This is a genomic window from Pseudomonas sp. Van50 (genome assembly GCF_055390755.1).
In genome coordinates this window covers 393071-414291 of record NZ_AP024343.1, presented here as the reverse complement: position 1 = coordinate 414291, position 21221 = coordinate 393071, and the positions used below count along the sequence as shown (strand labels likewise).

Below are 21221 nucleotides of genomic sequence, written 5' to 3'. Positions count from 1 at the left end.
CGTTGAGGCTGTAGGATAGATGGCCTTATCCATCAGGAATCCGACCATGTCATCGGCGAACAAACAGCACAAGCGCAGCCAGCGCGCCAAGGCGAAAGCCAAGCAGAACCGCACTCGGCGTGCTGCTGCGCCGAACGATTTCCTGGACCCGAACGACGAGCGCATCGATCTGGAAACCGTGGACCTGACGGAACTGTTCCAGATAATGAGTGCCGCCGAAAAGGTCAGCCAGAAGGCGCTGTGCGAAGCGTTCCTGGCCCATCCCCTGCTGGCGCTGGTGCTGGAACAGGAAGGTGAGGAAGAAGCGACCGATTTCATCATTACCGCATTGATCGAATACCGCCGTCTGACCACGGGCGTGGATGAGCAGACCGCGCTGGACTGGGTGGAAAGCAAGCAATTCCAGGCCGATTATGTGGCTGCCTCCCAGGCGCTGGCCCAAGGCCAGGACTGACTATCAGACCGGGGCCACGATGGATGACGCCCTGCGGGGATAGCTCCTACAAACCAAGGTCAACCAACATGGGACGGCGTCATACCCGTCCTGCGTCAATCCACTATTTTTCCTCCCAAGCAATCAGCCCCGTCCGGCATCATCGAAACATCGCTTGATGCATCCTTGCAGTCCGCCCCTCTCAATGGTTGGACACTGCGATGACGCCACTGCTGCCCCAAGATGACCCTCAGCTCGCCCCTTGATCAACGAACTCGGCGAGCTGAGCCATCAGGACATCGGGCAGATGGACATGTATGTGCGCCTCTACGACGACCTCAAGCGCGGCCCGGATGACAAACCCACCGTCGGCATCATTCTGTGCGCCCAGAAAGACGAATCGGTGGTGCGTTACTCCGTATTGCAGGGCAATGAGCAATTGTTCGCCAGTCAATACAAGCTGGTGCTCCCCTCGGAAGAAGAGCTGCGCAATGAGCGGAATCGCGAACGAGCGCGACTCGGCGAGCAGCAAGCAGGCGCAGCGACTTGAGGAAATGAGGGCCGACACCCGATGACTGCATACCCAAAAACCCATGTAAGATTTATGCGTTTCTTTCAGCAACGCTCCAGTCAAAGAACTCTATCCTGCATGTCATCGGCCGCTCCCTACCCTTCTCTGATCCAGGCATTGCGGAGCGAAACCGCTGAACTGCACGTCGCCCTGGAAAAACGCCTGCCGTTTTTCTCCGAACAGCTGGACTTCGATCTGTATCGGCGCCTGATGGCGGCCTACTACGGTTTCTATCAACCGTTGGAACAACGTCTTCATGTACTTGCATTGACGCCGACCGGGCTGGACCAATCCCTACGGATCAAACTTCCGGTGCTGCGGGCGGATCTCACGGCACTGGGTCTGGAAGCAGCTACTATCGAAGCGCTGCCCACCTGCCAGGCGTTGCCGCTGATCGACTCCCGTGCCGCCGCACTCGGCGTGTCCTATGTGCTGGAAGGTGCAACGCTCGGGGGGCAGATCCTGCGGCGCAGGGTGGCCGAGAAGCTGGGGCTTGACGCCTCTAGCGGAGCGGCCTTCCTCAATGTGTATGGCGAACTCACTGGCCGACGCTGGAAGGATTTCCTCCAATACCTGGACGACAGGAACCTTGGCCAGGCCCAGGTGTTCGAAGTCACACGCGCCGCCAAGGCGACGTTCTCCCATTTTGAACACTGGCTGGACAGCCAAAAGGTATTGTTATGAACACGGAAAACCAGGAAGCCTTCGAAGAACTGCTGGCCAATTGCGCAGACGAACCGATTCGCTTTCCCGGGACCATCCAGCCTCATGGCGTGTTACTGATGCTGTCCGAGCCCGATTTCGTAATCCGTCAGGTCAGCGCCAACGTGTTGCAATTGATGGCGCAGGATCCCCACAGGCTGCTGGGCCAGACACTCGACGCCCTGCTGGGGCTGGAACAGGCCGAGGCGATCCTCATCGCCTGTCGCGCCGCCCCGGAAAGCGACAACGTGCCCGTGGCCATTGTCGTGAACCAGCAGCGTTTTGATGCCCTGGTGCATCGCCATCAGGGCGCCCTGATCGTCGAATTGGAACAGCACCTGAGCGACTATCGCCCCGAAGGGGTCAGCGGCGAGGCCAACATGGGCCGCATGCTGCAACGCCTGCAAAGTGCGAAAACCCTCCAGGCCCTGTACGAAATCAGCGTGCGGGAAATCCAGGCCATGACCGGTTACGACCGGGTGCTGATCTATCGCTTCGAGGAAGAAGGCCACGGCCAAGTGATTGCCGAGGCCAGCGCGCCATCGATGGAGCTCTACAAGGGCCTGTTTTTCCCGGCGTCGGATATTCCCGAACAGGCTCGAGAGCTGTATCGCATCAACTGGCTGCGGATCATCCCCAACGCCGACTACACGCCAGTGTCGCTGGTTCCGCAATTGCGGCCCGATACCCAGGCGCCCCTGGACCTGAGTTTTGCCACGCTGCGCAGCGTCTCGCCGATCCACCGCCAGTACATGAAAAACATGGGCGTACTGTCGTCCATGAGCATCTCGTTGATGGAGGGCGAACGCTTGTGGGGGCTGATCAGTTGCGGCAATCGCCAGCCGCTGCTGGTGCCCCATGAAATGCGCATGGCCTGCCAGACCATCGGCCAGGTGCTGTCATTGCAGATCAGCGCCATGCAAGCCCTGGAGCTGACTCGGCAACGGGACGCCAAGCTGGAAGACCTCAAGGTCCTCGCCGCGGTCATGGCCGAGTCCAGCGACAACGTCTTCGATGGCCTGTCCCACGAGCCGCAACGCCTCATGGACCTGACCGGCGCCAGTGGCGTCGCGATTCTCGAGGACAACAAACTGCACCGCCATGGCCAGTGCCCGGAACCGGAGCAGATCCGCGAACTGCACAAATGGATCCTGGAAACCGGCAAGCCGGTGTTCTCTCACCACAACCTGAGCAGTGTGTTCCCTGCGGCCCAGGCGTATCAGGACGTGGCGAGCGGCGTGCTGGCGATCCACTTGCCCAAGCCTGTGGAAAACGGCGTGCTGTGGTTCCGCCCCGAGGTCAAGCAAACCCTCCAATGGAGCGGCGACCCACAAAAACCCCTGGACCTGGAAAACAGCGAGACCGGTCTGCGACTGCGGCCCCGGACGTCTTTCGAGATCTGGAAAGTCGAAATGGCCGGTATCAGTACCAAATGGAGCCATGGCGATCTGTTCGCCGCCAACGACTTGCGGCGCTCGGCCTTGGAAAACGACCTGGCCCGCCAGGTGCACAAGGAGCGCCTGGCCGTGCAGGCCCGCGATGAACTGGTGGCCGTGGTGTCTCATGACCTGCGCAGCCCGATGACGGTCATTTCCATGCTCTGCGGCATGATGCAAAAGGCCTTCAGCTCCGACGGTTCCCACAGCTCCAAGCGTATCGCCTCAGCCATCGACACCATGCAACAGGCTACCAGCCGCATGAATGCCCTGCTGGAGGACCTGCTCGATACCTCGCGCATCGACGCCGGGCGCTACACCATCAATCCCCAGCCGATGGACGTCAGCCAGATCTTCGAAGACGCCTGCTCGCTACTGACGCCCCTGGCGGCTGCCAAGGCCATCGACATCTCCTTCAATGCCGAACCGAACCTGAGGATCAATGCCGACCCCGAGCGGCTGTTCCAGGTGCTGTCCAACCTGATCGGCAACGCCATCAAGTTCACGCCGCAGCAAGGCTCCGTGGGCATCAGTGCGATGTCGGTCGGGAAGGAGATCGTGTTCAGCGTCCGCGACACCGGTGAAGGGATTACGCCAGAGCAGTTGCCTCATGTTTTCGAGCGCTACTGGACGAGCAAGGAGGGCAACCCAAACGGCACCGGGCTGGGGTTGTACATTTCCAAGGGGATTGTCCAGGCCCATGGCGGTAAACTGCATGCCGAAAGCCAGCCAGGCCAGGGCAGCGAATTCCGCTTTACCGTGCCGAGAATCGACTGAGCCGGGCACCGCCCCCTAACGAATTGGAAACCGAAGCCCAATGGCCTCACTGAACAAACAGCAAAAACGCGCCAAGCGCGCCAAAGACAAAGCCAAGCAAATCCGCATGACCGGGCGCAAATCGATCCCGATGTATGGCGATCCGGCCCACGCCACCGCCCAGCCACCGGTCTACGTGCTGGAACTGTTCGCCAAGCTGCGCGAAGCCGAGGCCGTCAGCCGCAGTGAAATGCTCGATACGCTGCTTACGTCCCTGAGCGTGATGATCATCGAACGCCCAGGCCTGCTCGACCTGAAGAACGCTGAAAACGAAGGCATGGCGGCGACCAACCTGGCCGCCGACATGCTGGTGGACTACCGCATGTGGGTCGATGACATGGACCGCGAGACCGCCCAGCGCTGGCTCAGCACACCGGAGTTCATCAAGGACTTCAGCGAAGCGCTGGACCGTTATCGCCAGTCGATGGAAGCACCCGCCAGCGAATAAGCGGGTCGGCTATTCATCACCGTTCCAATGGAACACCAGGTTGCGCGCGGCCCCGCTGCCTACCTCAGCAGTGTCGCGTCGCGCCTCCCCGTTGCGCGTCGCCACCACGTTGTACTTGCCCGGCGGCAATTGCACATAAACCAGCGGCCCCGCATCGCTGAGCGTCAACAATGTTTGTCCCGACGCGCTCTGCACGGTCACGTCCACATCCGGGACGTATTTGTTTTCCGGGCCGATCGCGAACGTCATGTGCAGGTTGTAGCCATGGGCCTGCCCGATGGCCCGGGCTTCATCCTCGCCGATACCGCCGGACAGATAGGTAATGCCGTTCTGTTGCTGTGGCTGGACCTGCACGCCGGCACTGTCTACCGGGGCCAGGTTCGTGGCGTTGAGCATGATGGGGAACAACAGCGCGCCGAACAGAAGGAAGGGCAGCAAAAAGTAATGGTTATGCTTCATGGCGAGGACTCCAGATACTGGAAACAGCTCATGAGTTCTCTTTTGATTTTGATTATGCGGCAAGGTTTAGATCTATTGGCTATGAACGGAAACCAAGTAACCACTCAAAGCACAGCGACACGCTCATCCGGTTAACCCTTCCAACCCCCGCCCAAAGCTGGCACCATCGCGCCTTTTTTCACGCGACTCCCCGGGCTTTTCACCGGTAGACAGGGTTCAAACGGCCGTTCGGTTGTTGATGGCGCGACAGACTGCTGTGCCGATGCGACAACCTGCCACACATCCCCGGTTTACCAGCCGAAACGCTGTTGGCTGTCATTCGGACGCATGCTAGCTTGGCCGCCTCGCCAAGGAAGGCAGCCAACAGCAAGGGAGCACACACCATGAGGACCGCACATGGCCCAGGCCACGCCCGCGCTTGAAATCCGCAACCTGCACAAACGCTACGGACAGCTGGAGGTGCTCAAGGGCGTCTCGCTGACCGCCCGCGACGGCGATGTGATCTCGATCCTCGGATCCTCCGGGTCCGGCAAGTCCACGTTTCTGCGCTGCATCAACCTGCTGGAGAACCCCAACCAGGGCCAGATCCTGGTGGCCGGCGAAGAGCTCAAGCTCAAGGCCGCGAAAAACGGTGAACTGGTGGCCGCCGACGGCAAACAGATCAACCGCCTGCGCAGCGAGATCGGTTTTGTGTTTCAGAACTTTAACCTTTGGCCGCACATGAGCGTGCTCGATAACATCATCGAAGCTCCGCGCCGGGTGCTCGGCCAGAGCAAGGCCGAAGCCGTCGAAGTAGCCGAAGCACTGCTGGCCAAGGTCGGCATCGCCGACAAGCGCCATGCCTACCCGGCCGAACTGTCGGGCGGCCAGCAGCAACGCGCCGCCATCGCCCGCACCCTGGCAATGCAGCCCAAGGTGATTCTGTTCGACGAACCCACCTCCGCTCTTGACCCGGAAATGGTCCAGGAAGTACTTAGTGTGATCCGCGCCCTGGCCGAAGAAGGACGCACCATGCTGCTGGTCACCCATGAAATGGGCTTCGCCCGTCAGGTTTCCAGCGAAGTCGTGTTCCTTCATCAAGGCCTGGTCGAGGAGCAAGGATCGCCACAGCAGGTCTTCGAAAACCCGCTTTCGGCGCGCTGCAAACAATTCATGTCCAGCAACCGCTAACGGAGCAATACAGATGCAGACCTACAAGAAATTCCTCCTGGCAGCAGCCGTCAGCCTGGTGTTCTCGGCCAACGCCATGGCGGCCGATAAACTGAAGATGGGCATCGAAGCGGCCTATCCGCCGTTCAACAACAAGGACGCCAGCGGCCAGGTCGTGGGGTTCGATAAAGACATCGGCGACGCCTTGTGCGCCAAGATGAAAGTCGAGTGCGAAGTCGTCACCTCCGATTGGGACGGCATCATCCCGGCCCTGAACGCCAAGAAATTCGACTTCCTGATTTCCTCGCTGTCGATCACCGAGGAACGCAAGCAGGCGGTGGACTTCACCGACCCGTACTACTCCAACAAACTGCAGTTCATCGCGCCGAAAAGCGCCGAGTTCAAGACCGATAAGGACTCGCTCAAAGGCAAGGTCATCGGCGCACAACGGGCGACCCTGGCCGGCACCTGGCTGGAAGACGAACTGGGTAGCGACATCACCACCAAGCTCTACGACACGCAGGAAAACGCTTATCTGGACCTGACCTCTGGCCGCGTCGATGCGATCCTGGCGGACAAATACGTCAACTATGACTGGCTGAAAACCGAGGCCGGCCGCGCCTACGAATTCAAGGGCGACCCGGTGGTGGAAAGCGACAAGATCGGCATCGCCGTGCGCAAGGGCGACAACGAATTGCGCAACAAACTGAACGCCGCACTCAAGGAAATTGTCGCCGACGGCACCTACAAGAAAATCAACGACAAGTACTTTCCGTTCAACATCTATTGATGCTGACGTACCCGGCCGACGCTGCCACACCGCAGCGCCGGCCCTTAGCAAAGCCTGCCGCGATATGAACACACACCCATGATGATCGATCTCCACGGATTCGGCCCGGCGCTCGCCGCTGGCGCACTGATGACCGTCAAACTGGCACTCTCGGCCCTGTGCCTGGGGCTGGTGCTCGGCCTGCTCGGCGCCTTGGCCAAGACCTCGCCGTACAAGCCATTGCAATGGCTTGGCGGCACTTACTCGACACTGGTTCGTGGCATTCCGGAATTGCTCTGGGTGCTGTTGATCTACTTCGGTACCGTCAACCTGATGCGTGCGCTGGGCGAGTACCTGGGCATGCCTGACCTTGCCCTCAACGCCTTCGCCGCCGGTGTCATTGCCCTGGGCCTGTGCTTTGGCGCCTACGCCACGGAAGTGTTTCGCGGCGCGATCCTGGCAATTCCCAAGGGCCACCGTGAGGCCGGCGTCGCCCTGGGCCTGTCGAAGTGGCGGATCTTCACCCGACTGATCATGCCGCAGATGTGGCGCATCGCCCTGCCGGGCCTGGGTAACCTGTTCATGATCCTGATGAAGGACACCGCGCTGGTCTCGGTGATCGGCCTGGAAGAAATCATGCGCCACGCACAGATTGGCGTGACCGTGTCCAAGCAACCGTTCACCTTCTATATGGTCGCAGCGTTCATGTACCTGGGGCTGACGGTGCTCGCCATGCTCGGCATGCACCTGCTGGAACGACGCGCCGCCCGTGGATTTGCCAGGAGTACCCAATGAACTGGGACGTCATCATCAAGTGGCTGCCGAAGCTGGCCCAAGGCGCGACACTGACCCTGGAGCTGGTGGCCATCGCCGTGATCGCCGGGCTGCTGCTGGCGATTCCGCTGGGCATCGCCCGCTCTTCGCGCCTGTGGCAGGTGCGGGCATTGCCCTACGCCTACATCTTCTTTTTCCGTGGCACGCCGCTGTTGGTCCAGCTGTTTTTGGTCTACTACGGCCTGGCGCAGTTCGACGCCGTGCGCAGCAGCGCGCTGTGGCCGTACCTGCGGGACCCGTTCTGGTGCGCCACGGTCACCATGACCTTGCACACCGCCGCCTACATCGCCGAGATCCTGCGCGGCGCGATCCAGGCCATCCCAAAGGGCGAGATCGAAGCCGCACGGGCCCTGGGCATGTCTCGGCCCAAGGCATTGTTCTACATCATGCTGCCCCGCGCGGCGCGCATCGGCCTGCCGGCCTACAGCAACGAAGTGATCCTGATGCTCAAGGCCAGTGCCCTGGCGAGCACCGTGACCCTGCTGGAACTCACCGGCATGGCCCGCACCATCATTGCCCGGACCTACCTGCCGGTGGAGATCTTCTTCGCCGCCGGCATGTTCTACCTGCTGATGTCCTTCCTGTTGGTGCAAGGCTTCAAGCAGCTGGAGCGCTGGTTGCGCGTCGATGCCTGCCAAGGGCGCTGACAGCGGCGTGCTGACGGGCGAGGCATTGCTCGCCCGCTTCACGGCGCTGGACGTTTTTCTCACAGCGCACCAGGCGCTGTGGAAACCACGTCCGTTCACCCACCTGCAGCTCCCTTGGGAAACGTCCCACCCGGAATTGTCCCGATGGCTACGTCAGCGTTCACTGGAAGCGGCGGAAAATGATCATCATCAGCCATGGTTGATGGAGGACGCACCCGCACCGTTTCCGGAATTGGCCGCTATCTCCCGCACATTGAGCGCTGTCGCAGAATTGCCCGCCAGCACACTCGAAGCCCCCAGCCATCGCCTGAACGTCGACGTACCCGGGCGCAAATGGCAGCAGATCGAAGCCTTCGCCAGCCGACTGCACTTCACCACCCAACCGACCCACTGGCTGGATTGGTGCGCCGGCAAAGGTCACCTCGGTCGACGCCTGCTGCACGGTGAAAAGCAACTGACTTGCCTGGAATACGACCCCGCACTGGTCGCCAGCGGCCAACAACTGAGCCAGCGCCATCACCTGCCCGCCACGCACCTGCAACAAGACGTGCTAGCGGCGAACGCCGCCCAGGCGCTCCACCCCGAACACACCCCCGTAGCCCTGCACGCCTGTGGCGACCTGCATGTGCGCTTGATGCAGTTGGCCAGCGCCGTTGGCTGTGCACAACTGGCTATCGCACCGTGCTGTTACAACCGCATCAACACCGAGCGCTATCAAGCGCTGTCCGACGCCGCCAAGGGCTCCGCCCTACAGCTGTCGCTCGACGATCTCAGCCTGCCGCTGACCGAAACCGTCACCGCTGGCGCACGCGTCAGAAGACAACGGGACCACTCCATGGCCTGGCGCCTGGGCTTCGACTTGCTGCAACGGCAAATCAGAGGGTGCAACGAGTACTTGCCCACACCGTCACTCCCCAGCGCATGGCTGGAAAAATCCTTCGTCCAGTACTGCACCGATCTGGCAGCCCTGAAAGCCTTATCCACAGTCGGCACGCCTGATTGGGTCGCCCTGGAAGCAGCAGGCCATCAGCGCCTGGCCGAGGTACGCAACCTGGAGTTGCTGAGAGGTCTTTTTCGACGGCCGCTGGAGCTTTGGCTGGTACTGGACCGGGCGCTTTTCCTCACGCAAAAAGGCTACGACGTTCGCCTCGGCACCTTCTGCGAAACCCCACTGACGCCGCGCAATCTGCTGTTGCTGGCAGAGCGTTACTGAGGCGAAACAGCCTGTGGATAACTCTGTTGATGAAATAAACCCGGATCCAAGAAATCCGAGATTTCCTGACCGTATCAGCATTGGTCATTTTTTGTTCATATGGATAAAAAACCATGAAAACAGGCATTTGCGACGAAACGCGAAAGCGGTCACAAAATCGCAAGATGCCCTGCGTCTCATCCAGCCCGTTGTGCATAAGCGTCTAAGCAAAACGACATAACCGCCGAATTCAGTGCTGCCCCGCGCCAATAATTGCGTCCGCCGCGCCCGTGCTATACAACAGCCCCACGTATCGTGATTGACACAATGCCGACACACTCAAGGACTGGCCGTGACGTTCATTTCCTACGCACAAAACTTCGAAGACATACGCCTGTGGCGCGCCCTTCAATCGGTGGAAAACGGCTTTTACCTCGACGTTGGCGCCAACCATCCGACAGATGATTCAGTCACCCGAGCGTTTTACGACCGCGGCTGGCGTGGCATCAACATCGAACCCGTGCCGGCCTACTACGACGCCCTCTGTCAGCAACGCCCCCACGACACCAACCTGCAATGCGTGGCCGGCGAAAACGCCGAAAGCCTGACCTTCTACACCATCGCTGACACGGGCCTGTCCACGGTAGAAGCCAGCGTCGCCCAACAGCATCGCGACGCCGGCATGGACGTGCGCAACCAGACCGTCCAATCCCGCACCCTGGCCTCCATCTGCGAACAATACGCCCAGGACCGCCCCATCCACTTCCTGAAAATCGACGTCGAAGGCCACGAAGAAACCGTGCTGCGCGGCATGGACTTCAGCCGCTGGCGCCCCTGGATCATCCTCATCGAAACCCCATGGGCCCGCAACCAGACCTGGGAGCACCTGATCACCGACGCCGGCTACCAATCCATCCTGTTCGACGGCATCAACACCTACTACCTCGCCGAAGAACACCTGGCCCTCAAACCCGCCTTCGACATCCCACCGTGCAACCTCGACGGCTTCCAACTCTGCAAAGGCCACAAATTCAGCCACCCCATCGACGACACCGACCAACAACTCAACGCCGCCCTGCAACGCGCCGAACAGGCCGAAGCCCAACTCCACGCCATCCAAAACAGCCGCACCTGGCGAGCCCTGAACAAACTGCGCAACCTGCTTCACCGCGCCTAAGCCGGACCTGCGCAAAAATAGTCAGAATTCAGGGGTTTACAGAACGCACCCAATCGCTATAATCGTCGCCCACACGCCGGTATAGCTCAGTTGGTAGAGCAACTGACTTGTAATCAGTAGGTCCCGGGTTCGACTCCTGGTGCCGGCACCATACAAAACGAAGCCCTTGCAGAAATGCGAGGGCTTTGTTGTTTCTGGGCTATGGTGTTATTGCGCCTGCGCCCCAGTTGCCTCGCCCTGTTTGAGCTTGCACCGCGGCTTCCCATGAGTCTCTCTTCCTTCCCTACGCTCTGGTGATGAGAACCAATATTGGCAATCATCGAAGCGCAATGAGTGCCCCCTCCCCCTTGCTGTGTAAGTCAGACGCATAAAAAGCTTTTGCCCTACAGACAACAGCGCCTTGATCCTCCGCTCAGCAAAAAAATACGACTGACCTACACTCAGCGCAGCATTATCCTTTTGCTACCACTCAGAGACGGGAATCATGTTAAAAGCATGCGGAAAGGCAGTCATCATGGCTGGAATTGCAGGCTTTATCTGCACCGCCTCTGCCTATCAGATCAACCCATTGATCAACAAATACGCGCCTGGATCCAAGCCATCAATCGCGGGCATGGCGGCTTCCCCCTTGCATGAAGAAATAACCCACAGGGCCCGGGAGTGCGCAGAGGATCAACTGGGGCAACCGTCGCTAATATTGAAATGCACTACCACCGGTTCATCGCCAGGAGCGGGGCTTGGCGGTAATAAATACGATGCGCTAGTACGCGGAGTTTGGTGGAACGACGACCCAAATCAGCTGCTTTTTGGCTTTTGGGGAAATCGCCATGCCAAATGGCGAGCATGGATGCATGACGGCAAGCGAATTGCTCATACAGGTACGAACTACAAGGGTGAGAAAGCGGAAATCAATCAAACCTACTACATGCAATACCGCTCTCATTATGGAGACCTTCAATTTCTCCACGCCATGGCAATTGCCGACGGCCAACCGGCATTAACCACACAAGCCAATATTCTCGCATGGGCCGAATTCGCTTATCAGGTAGCCACTCAACAGATCGATGCAGAAACGAAACTCAAGGATGTAAGAACTCCACACTTCCAAAGCTTTTTCAGCAAACAACCGGGCTGGACCATCAACTACCTGTTCGCCCCTACCTATCGACTAAAGGCTCCCGAATACACGCCACAAATGGCCCTAGGCTCTCTGCTCCACATCATTCAAGACTCGTATTCACTCGGCCATACTCTTCGGGATTTCAACCCGACGACCGCCTGCCCCAGCGGACGAGTCATTCAATACTATTCATACACAAATCAAGACGCTGACTTACATCACATGACCGACACGCCTACATCCTGGAAAGCACAAGGCCTTGTTGCACCACAAGACCCAGTGAGCGCGAGCGCAACAGTGCTGCGATTTGCCAGTCAACGTGCAGAGTGGACAACGGTGAGGGAATATCTCCAAAAGGTCGTCTTCTGCACTGACACTGATGCGGTAGCTTCTGGACCCGGAAAATATGGCATGCAGAAGGTCGTGCAAGCTGAGAACCCAAGGAAATAGGCTTAAGAACACACATCAATCTAAAAATGAGATCTGGGTCTGCCCCCCAGCGCCGCAAACCTTTAACCCAAGCGCGATTAGCGTCCGGCGGCTCGCACGGTCACAGCGATGTGATGGATGCCTACTTTTACCAGTGTGCCCACTGCGGCAACTCATCCCCTTTCATAGCTGCCCTACAGCAACCTATCCGCTTGGCCATTTCCTTGCGCCAACCTGCGCCCGTCTCTTTCTTCCGGAAAGAGACGGGCGCTCCTACCGCTGCTGCAGCCCAACTCGTACAAGGCTTTGCGGCATTTCCCCTCGCGACAATCGGCGTGACAAACACCGAAGTCACCAGCAACAGCGGTGCAGATGATGGTGCCGCAGCCCACAGAATGGACTGCACCTGACTGACAGTCAGGCATGCCCCGGCCATCGCCTCACTGCCTTCCCCCGACTCAGGATCTCGCGGCGCTGGTCTCGTCAGCCAGTGCAGCCTCCACCCGCCCACCGGTATCGGTGTTCAGGAGGCCAGATCATGAGATGCCCAAGCTCCCGGTCGTAAGGAGCCGCCAGTCCCGCGTTAGTGGACAACCCTCACAGGTCGCAGGGGCCTTGATCCCTGATAACACTCAACATTCTTGGCGGGATGACGTGGGGAGAGTTTTAAGGGTTAGCTTCGAGAGGAGTTTGATCATGGCACTGGTAGGTAAACGTGACGGGCGCAATTTTGGCTATGGACGGCAACTGAGTTATGCCGGGCCACAGGCGCTACGTGATCTGTTTGGCGGCGGGCATTACGGCACCGTCAAAGCGCACAGTGATCGCTGGCAGGCGTTCGTACGCTGGTGTCGCTCGGAGGATGGGCCGGGGTTTAACGATGCGCGGCAGATTGATCGGCAGACCTTTCTGGACTACGCCGAGCATCTGCGTCAGCAAGTTGAACAAGGTGCCATAGACATCGCTACTGCGCAAAACCGGTTATCCAGTGTGAATCGGACCATGGCCGCGCTTCGCGGTGATCAGTATGTGAAAGTACCGAGTCCGAGTAAGGCACTGGGAATGCGGCGCACGAGTGTTCGTCGTTCGGTGCCGCAAGGCCAAGACCGCGAACAGGTGAAGCGGATCGTAGAGGTGCTTTGCGAAAACCAGCTGGCGCGCGCCGCGGCCATCGCGCAGTTGGCACGAACCACCGGCATGCGCCTGCGCGAGGCGATTTTGGCCGACCTACCGCGCTTAAAACGTGAGGCAGAACACTACGGCAAGATCAACATCCAGGATGGCACCAAAGGTGGCCGTTCAGGCGCGTCAGCACCTCGTTGGATTACGGTAAATGATCATATTCGTGACGCACTAAAGTTTGCCGAAAACGTCTCGCCTGACGGTAGCCACAACCTATTAGCCCCGCACGAAAGCTACCTAGATTTCATACAGGGCACCGTCCGTTCCATTCGAGACCTCCTCCATATGCACAACCTCAAAGGCTTTCATGAACTACGGGCGGCCTTTGCATGCGAACGCTATGAGCAAATCACCCAGCATCCCGCGCCTATCTACGGTGGCCATTGCCACCAACTCGACCGACGCCTCGATCAGGAGGCCCGAGTGCAAATCAGCTATGAACTCGGACACGGCCGTATCGACGTAGTGTCGGCTTACATTGGTGGTCGAGCATGAGCACGGCATTCGATATGGAACTGTTCCTGTCAGGCGTCCTGACCGGGTCGCATGCCACACGCAAGCGTCACCTTCGCCAGGCAAAGGCCATTCAAGAGGCGATTTTTGATCGCTGGAACCGAAGTACCCCATGGAACTGGCAGAGAAAGCATCTCGACTGGTTTCTAAATCAGCACTTGAATCAGCACGCTGAGTCGACGCGCTATTACTATCTGCTGACCATGAATTTACTCGCTCTCCGCCTAGCCAAACCATGGCAGTTCATAGCGAAAGGCGAGGTCGGCATCAATGGTAAACATAGCGTTGACCATTCCATACAAAGGAGAAACCGGCAGGAAATGCCCGGGTGAGACCGTGAAAACAGTTCACGTCAACACATGCTCACACGATGGCTCCCCCTTCACTGCCTGACGCAAACCGGGCAATCACGTTGTCGACGAAGTCAGGGGCTATTCACTCGTCGCTATGCTATGCCTCTCTACTGACTCAAGCGAACGCCTTTGATCTCAGAAAAATCCGAATGATTGCCTCTATTTTGATATCGCGCAGTGCTAGGATTGCTTCCACATATGTGGCACCGTGGGGTTAAAGATGGCGACGCTCAGGATGAAGGCCCTTAACATTGAGACGTCCAAATCAGACGTCACGGGTGGTCCCAATAAACCCGCACATTCAATACCCAGACGGAAGTAAAAATCTGGGCGACTATGATAGAGCGCGTAATGGACGAGAGCGTGTACGTCGGCGGCAATGAAGTTCAAGCCAACTTCTTCAGCAAGCTGGAGTTGTATGATAAGAATAAGTTCATACAGAAACGCTGCGCCGTCTCAGAACTCTCACATGTCCAAACCAAGCTGCACCACCGCTTGGAATTCCACGTTTTTGCAACAATTAAGTGCTTAGACGTGAGCAACGAGCGGCCCCTAGGGTGCTTGAGTAACCAAGTCGAACTAATCCGTAACTCAAACCTCGATACCTCCTACAAAAGAAAAATCCTCAGAGAAAATTTCTGCACGTCTAAAGACGGGAGGTGGGCGTGTAAACATCCCAGCGGACTAAAATTAATAGATCGGTTTACCGCTCAGCCTAACTTTCGAACATGGCAGCCTTCGCAAAATGGACCGCGATGTGTTGCAGTATGATAATCAAACTGATTTCCGAGAAAGTGCATATAGCTAGGGATATTACCCCTCCCCCGAAACGAGAGGCGCCTGTATATATCTTGTCCTTCTGTTCAGAAAAGAGGGGGAACTCAGTAGTATTGCCGAGATGGGGTATTGCAGCGGAATTAGTATTTGGTTTTCTTTAGCTTCCTCGGCGTTCGTAGACGCCCTTAGTAAAGCTCGATATTTCTACAAGGAATCTCTCGCGCTCTATTTTGGTCAAAAGAACCCGTTTGAAAAGCTGATTAAAAAACATAGTTTAAACAGCCCACCCCAGATAAGCATATTTATTCATGGGGCACATTGCATGAGCTTAAAAAAACAAAACATAAATGCAGCACGATCCGAGCATGATGTTTTCTGTCAAAGCGACACACACAACCTTGACAAAATAAATATCCAAATACGGTTTTAGACTTAGTTATGGAGTCGACTATGTTGAACGAATTAGCAGCGCTACTACATGAATTTTTCGCTACAGATCAGGCTTCCCACGCACAGCATCAGCCCGATGGGAAGTACAGGAGAAAACCTGGCGCAGTTACGAAAAAACTCTTGGAGAAGACTTTAAGTACTTCCGGATCAATTGCAATTTACCAAAAAAATAACGACCTAACAATCAAATGGATCTGTTTTGATTTCGACATTTCAAAACAAAATTTAGAGAATGAACTCAGGCCGATCGCACAAGCTGAGCTTGAACGCACGGTCAATAGCTTCTGCACAGAACTTAGCAAACTAAATGTACCTTATCTACTTGAGTTCTCTGGAAACAGAGGCTTTCACGTTTGGATAACATTCAAAGAGAAGACAAGCTATCGTACAGGCTACGAAATCCAACAGGCTTTGATTGAGAGCACACAACTTTTCTATAATAAAGACCTGATAGGAGTAGACCTTTTTCCGAGCTCAGGCACTCCAACAGATGGCACCGGACTAGGTGTAAAGGTTCCACTTTCAAAACATACCAAATCAAAGCGTTATGCTGTGTTATTAAAAACACAATCGGAACTTGGCACATTCAAACAAACCACAGAGCTTGATAGCGAAACTATAAACACCAGCCTAGAAATTCTAAAACAACATAAAAGCACAAGCAAATCTGAATTAGAAACGACCTTAGGGGTTATTTTCAACTTCACTCATGATGAAACATTGCGCCCCGCAAGAATAAAATCAATAGGAATACAAAACAACGGATTCACACTGGACATGTTGCAGGCACACTGGAAAGATCACTCGCCGCTCCATACTCTAGGCAATAAAATAATAGATGGCGGAAACCTCAACCACGAGGAAAGAAAACTTCTTGTAGGCATGCTCTACAACATCAAAGCAAAAAACATAGAAGATGCAGGGCAAAAAATCCTGATAGACATATTTAGCAAGAGCGAAAACTACAATCCTGAGATAACAATTCGATCCATAAAGAAATTATCATCGTTCAATTTTCCATCACAAGAACAAATAGAAAACACTACGAATGTAAAATTTGCTAGTTCACTAACAGTCGAAGATCTAATAAAGGCTTGTATTCCTACATACACGCATTTTACAGACGCCACATTTGAGATATCAAAATCCGACATTGAAATAACTAAAACAGCCGAGCTTAGCTACTTATTTCTAAACGACGAAGCTCAGTCAAAAGTGGTAATAAACGAACTGTCTTCCACCGATAGCTACCGCCTATTAACCCTAGTAAATACAGTAATACAAAACCCTAAATCAGCAGAATTTTATAAGCATCTACGGAACGAACAAAACAAAGTTCGAACGCTCATCACGCTAAAAGCGCCTGAAAGAATTGCAACCTCTTGCATATTGAAGCAACTGATTTATTTTTTAAATATCCCCCCAAGCAGCAACTCCCACGGATACAAACCAAACAAGGGATTTAGTGACGGCTACATATTTCAGCCATGGTTGTATCTATGGATCAAATTCGTATCCAACATAAGCAGCGCAATCGAAGATCCAGACAACCAAAACTATTATATCCTTAAAACAGACATAAAAAGTTTCTACGATACTATCCCTCATGACAATCTCAAAAGAATGTTACTTGGAGGCGTTAATCCACGGATCGACGCGAAGCTAAGTGAGTTATCAGAAGAATCAAAAAGTTCATACCAATCACACATTGATACACTCTTTGAAATAACGGAAAGAGTTGTTAACTCAAAAGTTGGCTTGCCTCAAGGCCCAGCTTATGCAAGGTACTTAGCAGAGCTATACCTTGACAATCTTGATCTAAACCTCGACTCGAAATTGCAACTAGAAGAAATTCAGCTCTACCAACGTTATGTAGATGATATTTTTATTATCGCCCCCTCCGAAGATTCTGCCAAATCAGCACTTGCAATGCTTCGTGCAGAACTCGAATTGCTAGGACTAGATATAAACAATGAAAAAACCAGCATTACTAAAATAAGACATTTCTCCAAGGACTTTAACACTTATCGCTCTCAATCAAAGTATGCTGTTGACAGAGTCTCAAGAAATTTTGCTGACTCGACTACTACACAAAAAAATCTAGCGATAAATGAGTTCATTAAACTCGTTCAGTCAGACAGTTGCAATGATGACTTGGCCTTTATATTTTCCCATTTGGCAGGCGTACCAACCCTTGACCCATTAAAAAGAGAAAAGGTTGAACCTACACTGAACGCCAAAATTGGAAGAGGAAGTCTATATAAACACTTATTTAATTTTGTCTTAGATTCACCCGAAAATTGGGACGCGCTAGAATCAGTAGATCACCTAGACGAGCTTCAATCAGAAGTATTCACTGCGAGCCTTATAACTGCACTTGAGTCTAGCAAGTCAGCTTCAGACGATCTTAAAAAACTGATAATTCGAATTGAGAAAAAATTATCAAAATCTGAGTTAACCCATGAAAACCTTACCTACCTAGCGTTAGTTTTTGGCGTGGAAATTAACTTAAAGGATATCCCTTCACAACATATAATAAACTGCTTAATAAGCCTTCCAGAGAATGACAACCTAGAAATAAATACAAGGTTAGTCGGACAACTCAACACCGCCCTGAACGATATAAAAGAATTACCAAGATTCATTGAGGCTATATACCCCCTCTGTGCTAGTTCGAGAACTGAACGTAAAGATCTCAATGATCTAGCTGCTACATTCTATGCAAAACTTTCGACTGATGAAAGAAATGGCAAACTATCGATAGATTCCCCCCCAGAGATATGTGCTCCTTCAACGGCGTCCAAATACTACTACCTGTTGTGCTTGTTCTCTATATCCAGTAAAAATAAGTCCACCGATCTATTGAGAAGTTCGTGGAAATATTGTGCGCATATATTCAATACCTATGAAACAGAAATAGCTCACAGGGCACCTGATTGGTTCAAAAAAATAAGCGACATTGAATACAGCCAAGATAACGCACTACTTCTAATATCAACAATTGTTGACGGTAACATATTCCGCGGACTCATTGACAAAAGAAAAATCTTTGAGAAATTTCACAGTCTTCTACTAATATACATAACGCTCCAAGACAACGATATTAAAAGCGCAGGGATTGAGAAAGCACTTGACGATCTCAAAGATAAAGCCGACTTCTACAAATGGCTTATAGACAAAGACCAGACATCAATATTTCCGACAACGAATAAGTCATGGTTCGAAAAAAACATTATCGAAAACAGCTCGATTGTATTAAAAAGAAATAGATCTATTCTTTTCAGAAAGCCAACAACTAACTTCCATTCAACAAGTACTCCTTTAAACGAACACAATGGCTATAGTGAAATAGTTGTCGATTATACACCGGAAACTCTAAAAACCTTGACTGAAACTATTTCAGAACAGACCACAGGGCAAAAACTAAAAAAGCTCCTCGACATAATAAATGTGTGCAAAGGCTCTGGAGCGTACCCCAACATATTCTGTAAAGATCGACTACTTACCGAAAATACATTATTGCCTTTCAGCCAAGAATTTGTAAATTCAAGAACAATAATACTTGAAGATAGGGACGGAAATATTGAGATATTAATCAACAACCAGAAAAACTTTATTAAAAGTTACTTTCGATCTACTTCAAGCCACGACGCCAACATACTTATAATTAAAGACAAGTATATTGACAACTTGGGCGAAACTATTGACGCTGTCGAATTTATAAAACACTTGCTACTACAGATGGAAGAAATAAATGGATCTGAGGATCCGTTTTACTTTGACTTAGCGGCGGCGGCCGCTCTATATCTCTCGATCGACGAAACTGAACCGGCAAGAAGAATCGACAAATTTGTTGATCAATACCATCGCTTTAATCAAAAGGACAGTGATCGTCATATATACGCTATAGATCAAAGTACGACCCCCACTGATAGCACGCCAATACATCTATTAAATACTATAGAAACAGCTTTAAAATTAATCCCTACAACCGTGACCCCGTCGTTAGCGTTATATCTTCACACCGATATTGAGCAATACAGGAAGAGCTTTTACGAACTAGTAGAGCGGCACAGCTCCGAAACTTCAACCTTAGACGCAGTTCAATTCAAGCGCATTAGACCTATAGTTTCTCCAATCAGCGAGTCACTACATTTCAATGGAAAAGATTATCCATTCAACATGATACAGCTAGTAAACTTGACAACGAATGAAATTCATCAGTTTGAGACGAAACACTCCATGGCTATAAGCTCGTCTGAGCACGTTTATTTCTACGAGGACTCGTCCGGAATATATATTGCAGCCATGCACAGCTTTATAAGTAAAATATATAAATCCATAACAAGCAGGCTGGATATATATTCTTCCAAAGGAAATCACTTCAAAAGCTACCCAACTACTATTTTTGACGAAAGGAGTATATTGTCCTTAAATGGCTTTAGCTCTGCCGTTGATGTAGTTTCAATACACCGAGACATATCCAAAACCGATGCGCATTCCAATTTAGTACAGTGGCTTAGCTCCCTGCCAAAAAAATTCCACCAAGCGTTGGTAACATTAATATCTGCTCATACAGTGATGCATAAAGAGGACATCCTTAAGTTCACAAAAAAAGTCGAAGATTTACTAAGTGAAGAAGGTAGCAACCCTTTTCTTATAAAGCACATTGGTGACTACAATGGTACGCACCGAGTATTATTTAAGGACAACGATATTGGCCGTAGTATCGAGAGTCTCTCCCCGGCAAATATCGCAATTGACTCCGAAAGAGCAACTCTTATAACCGACACAATCATCACGGGATCGCAAATAATCTCCTCAATGATTTTTTATTTGACGGGCATAGAAACCAAATCCAACTCAAATAACTTCCTAATCCCAGCAGAACACAGGGAAACCTTGATATCAAACTTGAAAAAAATAAAATCAATTGACATCTGCACAATTCTATACACATCAAATGCCATTAGAAACATCGAAATATTTCTAAAAAGTGCGATGAATGAAGCTGTAACGGTAAATGTTATCTGTGGAAAAGATATCGGTGAGAATGCGCTCTTCGGCACTACAAACCGAATAGGAGAACAGGATAAAGATCTAATTCGCAACATCCTTAGGGATCAAGAGTCCATGCAGAACCTTCTCGATCATCTTGATGTGATACCCACCTTCAAAAGGTCAAAGTCAAATATAGACGAGGAAATTAATAAAACTAATTTGGTTGCGCGATATCAATCGTTGCCAAAAAAATGTTTTACATTCCTGAAAACCGGTTTGAGGCATGCGCCTACATGTCATCCACTTACTCGGATACGCGAGCTAAACGAGTAGCCTGGGAGAGTTTAAGGTGGTTAAGGGGATATCTGTTGTCTGTCCCCTTACCTCTCTCTTACCTCTCTAAGGAAGAATCCGCAGGACCTCCAACTGCTTGTACGCATCAAGCTAACCCCTAAAAGAGGGTGGGAATGAAAAAACGGATGCGTGGCATGGATCACCCAGCATCGAAATTGATCTTCACATATCGATGTCTAGAACCAGCGACTTGTGAATTATCAGTTCTGCTCCCTTGGAGAATCACCTGAATCAGATCAATCCGCAGAATCGTCTATGACTACATTCCGAGCGAAAACTCCTCTCTGGCAACGGCACAAGCGCGGCATAATGATAAGGATAGGTTTAGGGATAGAAAGCTAAACAACTGGATAAAATTTTCTTATTTACAGAATGTTATGGATCTTTTTGACTCCTGGTGCCCAAAACA

General features: G+C 52.9%; 15 protein-coding genes, 1 tRNA gene and 1 pseudogene. 16 read left to right on the top strand and 1 reads right to left on the bottom strand.

Annotated features, from left to right (window positions below; genetic code table 11):
* The first annotated feature begins 46 nt into the window (after nt 1-46).
* The 5 genes and pseudogenes from ACZ5M5_RS01785 to ACZ5M5_RS01765 all read left to right on the top strand — a co-directional run bounded on the left by ACZ5M5_RS01785 (nt 47) and on the right by ACZ5M5_RS01765 (nt 4406).
* The gene (locus ACZ5M5_RS01785) at nt 47-454 is read left to right on the top strand and encodes a hypothetical protein (protein WP_103310082.1); all 408 of its coding nucleotides are present in this window, start codon (nt 47-49) and stop codon (nt 452-454) included.
* A 256-nt stretch (nt 455-710) separates the two neighbouring features.
* A pseudogene (locus ACZ5M5_RS01780) lies at nt 711-983 on the top strand (PDDEXK nuclease domain-containing protein); the annotation flags it as partial.
* Nucleotides 984-1082: 99 nt separating this feature from the next.
* Entirely contained in the window at nt 1083-1688 is a 606-nt protein-coding gene (locus ACZ5M5_RS01775) for a biliverdin-producing heme oxygenase (RefSeq protein WP_464738499.1), read from the top strand.
* A complete protein-coding gene (locus ACZ5M5_RS01770; protein WP_464738498.1) occupies nt 1685-3919 on the top strand; it encodes an ATP-binding protein in 2235 nt (744 codons plus the stop codon). Before ACZ5M5_RS01775 ends, ACZ5M5_RS01770 begins: the two co-directional genes overlap by 4 nt.
* A gap of 40 nt (nt 3920-3959) precedes the next feature.
* Nucleotides 3960-4406: a hypothetical protein gene (locus ACZ5M5_RS01765; RefSeq protein ID WP_192262078.1), complete on the top strand. Its 447-nt coding sequence runs from the start codon at nt 3960-3962 to the stop codon at nt 4404-4406.
* Nucleotides 4407-4415: 9 nt separating this feature from the next.
* Here the strand turns inward: ACZ5M5_RS01765 and ACZ5M5_RS01760 are convergent, their stop codons facing one another.
* The gene (locus ACZ5M5_RS01760; protein ID WP_092173350.1) at nt 4416-4865 is read right to left on the bottom strand and encodes a hypothetical protein; all 450 of its coding nucleotides are present in this window, start codon (nt 4863-4865) and stop codon (nt 4416-4418) included.
* A gap of 396 nt (nt 4866-5261) precedes the next feature.
* On the opposite strand from ACZ5M5_RS01760, the gene ACZ5M5_RS01755 reads away from it, so the two are divergent.
* From ACZ5M5_RS01755 to ACZ5M5_RS01705, 11 genes are all read left to right on the top strand, one after another.
* Complete coding sequence (locus ACZ5M5_RS01755) at nt 5262-6035, top strand: ABC transporter ATP-binding protein (protein ID WP_014336086.1); 774 nt, start codon at nt 5262-5264, stop codon at nt 6033-6035.
* A gap of 13 nt (nt 6036-6048) precedes the next feature.
* On the top strand, nt 6049-6804 hold the full coding sequence (locus ACZ5M5_RS01750) for an ABC transporter substrate-binding protein (RefSeq protein WP_060739627.1): 756 nt from the start codon (nt 6049-6051) through the stop codon (nt 6802-6804).
* A 78-nt stretch (nt 6805-6882) separates the two neighbouring features.
* Complete coding sequence (locus tag ACZ5M5_RS01745; protein WP_103310089.1) at nt 6883-7578, top strand: ABC transporter permease; 696 nt, start codon at nt 6883-6885, stop codon at nt 7576-7578.
* Nucleotides 7575-8264, top strand: coding sequence for an ABC transporter permease (locus ACZ5M5_RS01740; protein WP_060739629.1), 690 nt, complete (start codon nt 7575-7577; stop codon nt 8262-8264). The genes ACZ5M5_RS01745 and ACZ5M5_RS01740 overlap by 4 nt, the downstream gene beginning before the upstream one ends.
* The gene (locus ACZ5M5_RS01735) at nt 8245-9477 is read left to right on the top strand and encodes a methyltransferase (protein WP_464738497.1); all 1233 of its coding nucleotides are present in this window, start codon (nt 8245-8247) and stop codon (nt 9475-9477) included. Before ACZ5M5_RS01740 ends, ACZ5M5_RS01735 begins: the two co-directional genes overlap by 20 nt.
* 331 nt (nt 9478-9808) lie before the next feature.
* Entirely contained in the window at nt 9809-10633 is an 825-nt protein-coding gene (locus ACZ5M5_RS01730) for an FkbM family methyltransferase (protein ID WP_464738496.1), read from the top strand.
* A 75-nt stretch (nt 10634-10708) separates the two neighbouring features.
* Nucleotides 10709-10784, top strand: a tRNA-Thr gene (locus ACZ5M5_RS01725).
* 363 nt (nt 10785-11147) lie between these two features.
* On the top strand, nt 11148-12203 hold the full coding sequence (locus ACZ5M5_RS01720; protein WP_464738495.1) for a hypothetical protein: 1056 nt from the start codon (nt 11148-11150) through the stop codon (nt 12201-12203).
* 675 nt (nt 12204-12878) lie between these two features.
* Nucleotides 12879-13859 carry an integrase domain-containing protein gene (locus tag ACZ5M5_RS01715; protein ID WP_464738494.1) on the top strand — a complete coding sequence of 327 codons (981 nt, stop codon included), beginning with the start codon at nt 12879-12881 and terminating at the stop codon, nt 13857-13859.
* The gene (locus tag ACZ5M5_RS01710) at nt 13856-14209 is read left to right on the top strand and encodes a hypothetical protein (protein ID WP_464738493.1); all 354 of its coding nucleotides are present in this window, start codon (nt 13856-13858) and stop codon (nt 14207-14209) included. The genes ACZ5M5_RS01715 and ACZ5M5_RS01710 overlap by 4 nt, the downstream gene beginning before the upstream one ends.
* Before the next feature lie 1248 nt (nt 14210-15457).
* Nucleotides 15458-20791 carry a TOTE conflict system archaeo-eukaryotic primase domain-containing protein gene (locus ACZ5M5_RS01705; protein ID WP_464738492.1) on the top strand — a complete coding sequence of 1778 codons (5334 nt, stop codon included), beginning with the start codon at nt 15458-15460 and terminating at the stop codon, nt 20789-20791.
* Nucleotides 20792-21221: the final 430 nt, after the last annotated feature.

Coding starts and splice junctions, on each gene's coding strand:
- ACZ5M5_RS01740 (WP_060739629.1), top strand. CDS start 7,575: ATGAACTGGGACGTCATCATCAAGTGGCTGCCGAAGCTGGCCCAAGGC.
- ACZ5M5_RS01720 (WP_464738495.1), top strand. CDS start 11,148: ATGGCTGGAATTGCAGGCTTTATCTGCACCGCCTCTGCCTATCAGATC.
- ACZ5M5_RS01710 (WP_464738493.1), top strand. CDS start 13,856: ATGAGCACGGCATTCGATATGGAACTGTTCCTGTCAGGCGTCCTGACC.
- ACZ5M5_RS01785 (WP_103310082.1), top strand. CDS start 47: ATGTCATCGGCGAACAAACAGCACAAGCGCAGCCAGCGCGCCAAGGCG.
- ACZ5M5_RS01770 (WP_464738498.1), top strand. CDS start 1,685: ATGAACACGGAAAACCAGGAAGCCTTCGAAGAACTGCTGGCCAATTGC.
- ACZ5M5_RS01775 (WP_464738499.1), top strand. CDS start 1,083: ATGTCATCGGCCGCTCCCTACCCTTCTCTGATCCAGGCATTGCGGAGC.
- ACZ5M5_RS01745 (WP_103310089.1), top strand. CDS start 6,883: ATGATGATCGATCTCCACGGATTCGGCCCGGCGCTCGCCGCTGGCGCA.
- ACZ5M5_RS01735 (WP_464738497.1), top strand. CDS start 8,245: ATGCCTGCCAAGGGCGCTGACAGCGGCGTGCTGACGGGCGAGGCATTG.
- ACZ5M5_RS01755 (WP_014336086.1), top strand. CDS start 5,262: ATGGCCCAGGCCACGCCCGCGCTTGAAATCCGCAACCTGCACAAACGC.
- ACZ5M5_RS01760 (WP_092173350.1), bottom strand. CDS start 4,865: ATGAAGCATAACCATTACTTTTTGCTGCCCTTCCTTCTGTTCGGCGCG.
- ACZ5M5_RS01705 (WP_464738492.1), top strand. CDS start 15,458: ATGTTGAACGAATTAGCAGCGCTACTACATGAATTTTTCGCTACAGAT.
- ACZ5M5_RS01765 (WP_192262078.1), top strand. CDS start 3,960: ATGGCCTCACTGAACAAACAGCAAAAACGCGCCAAGCGCGCCAAAGAC.
- ACZ5M5_RS01715 (WP_464738494.1), top strand. CDS start 12,879: ATGGCACTGGTAGGTAAACGTGACGGGCGCAATTTTGGCTATGGACGG.
- ACZ5M5_RS01750 (WP_060739627.1), top strand. CDS start 6,049: ATGCAGACCTACAAGAAATTCCTCCTGGCAGCAGCCGTCAGCCTGGTG.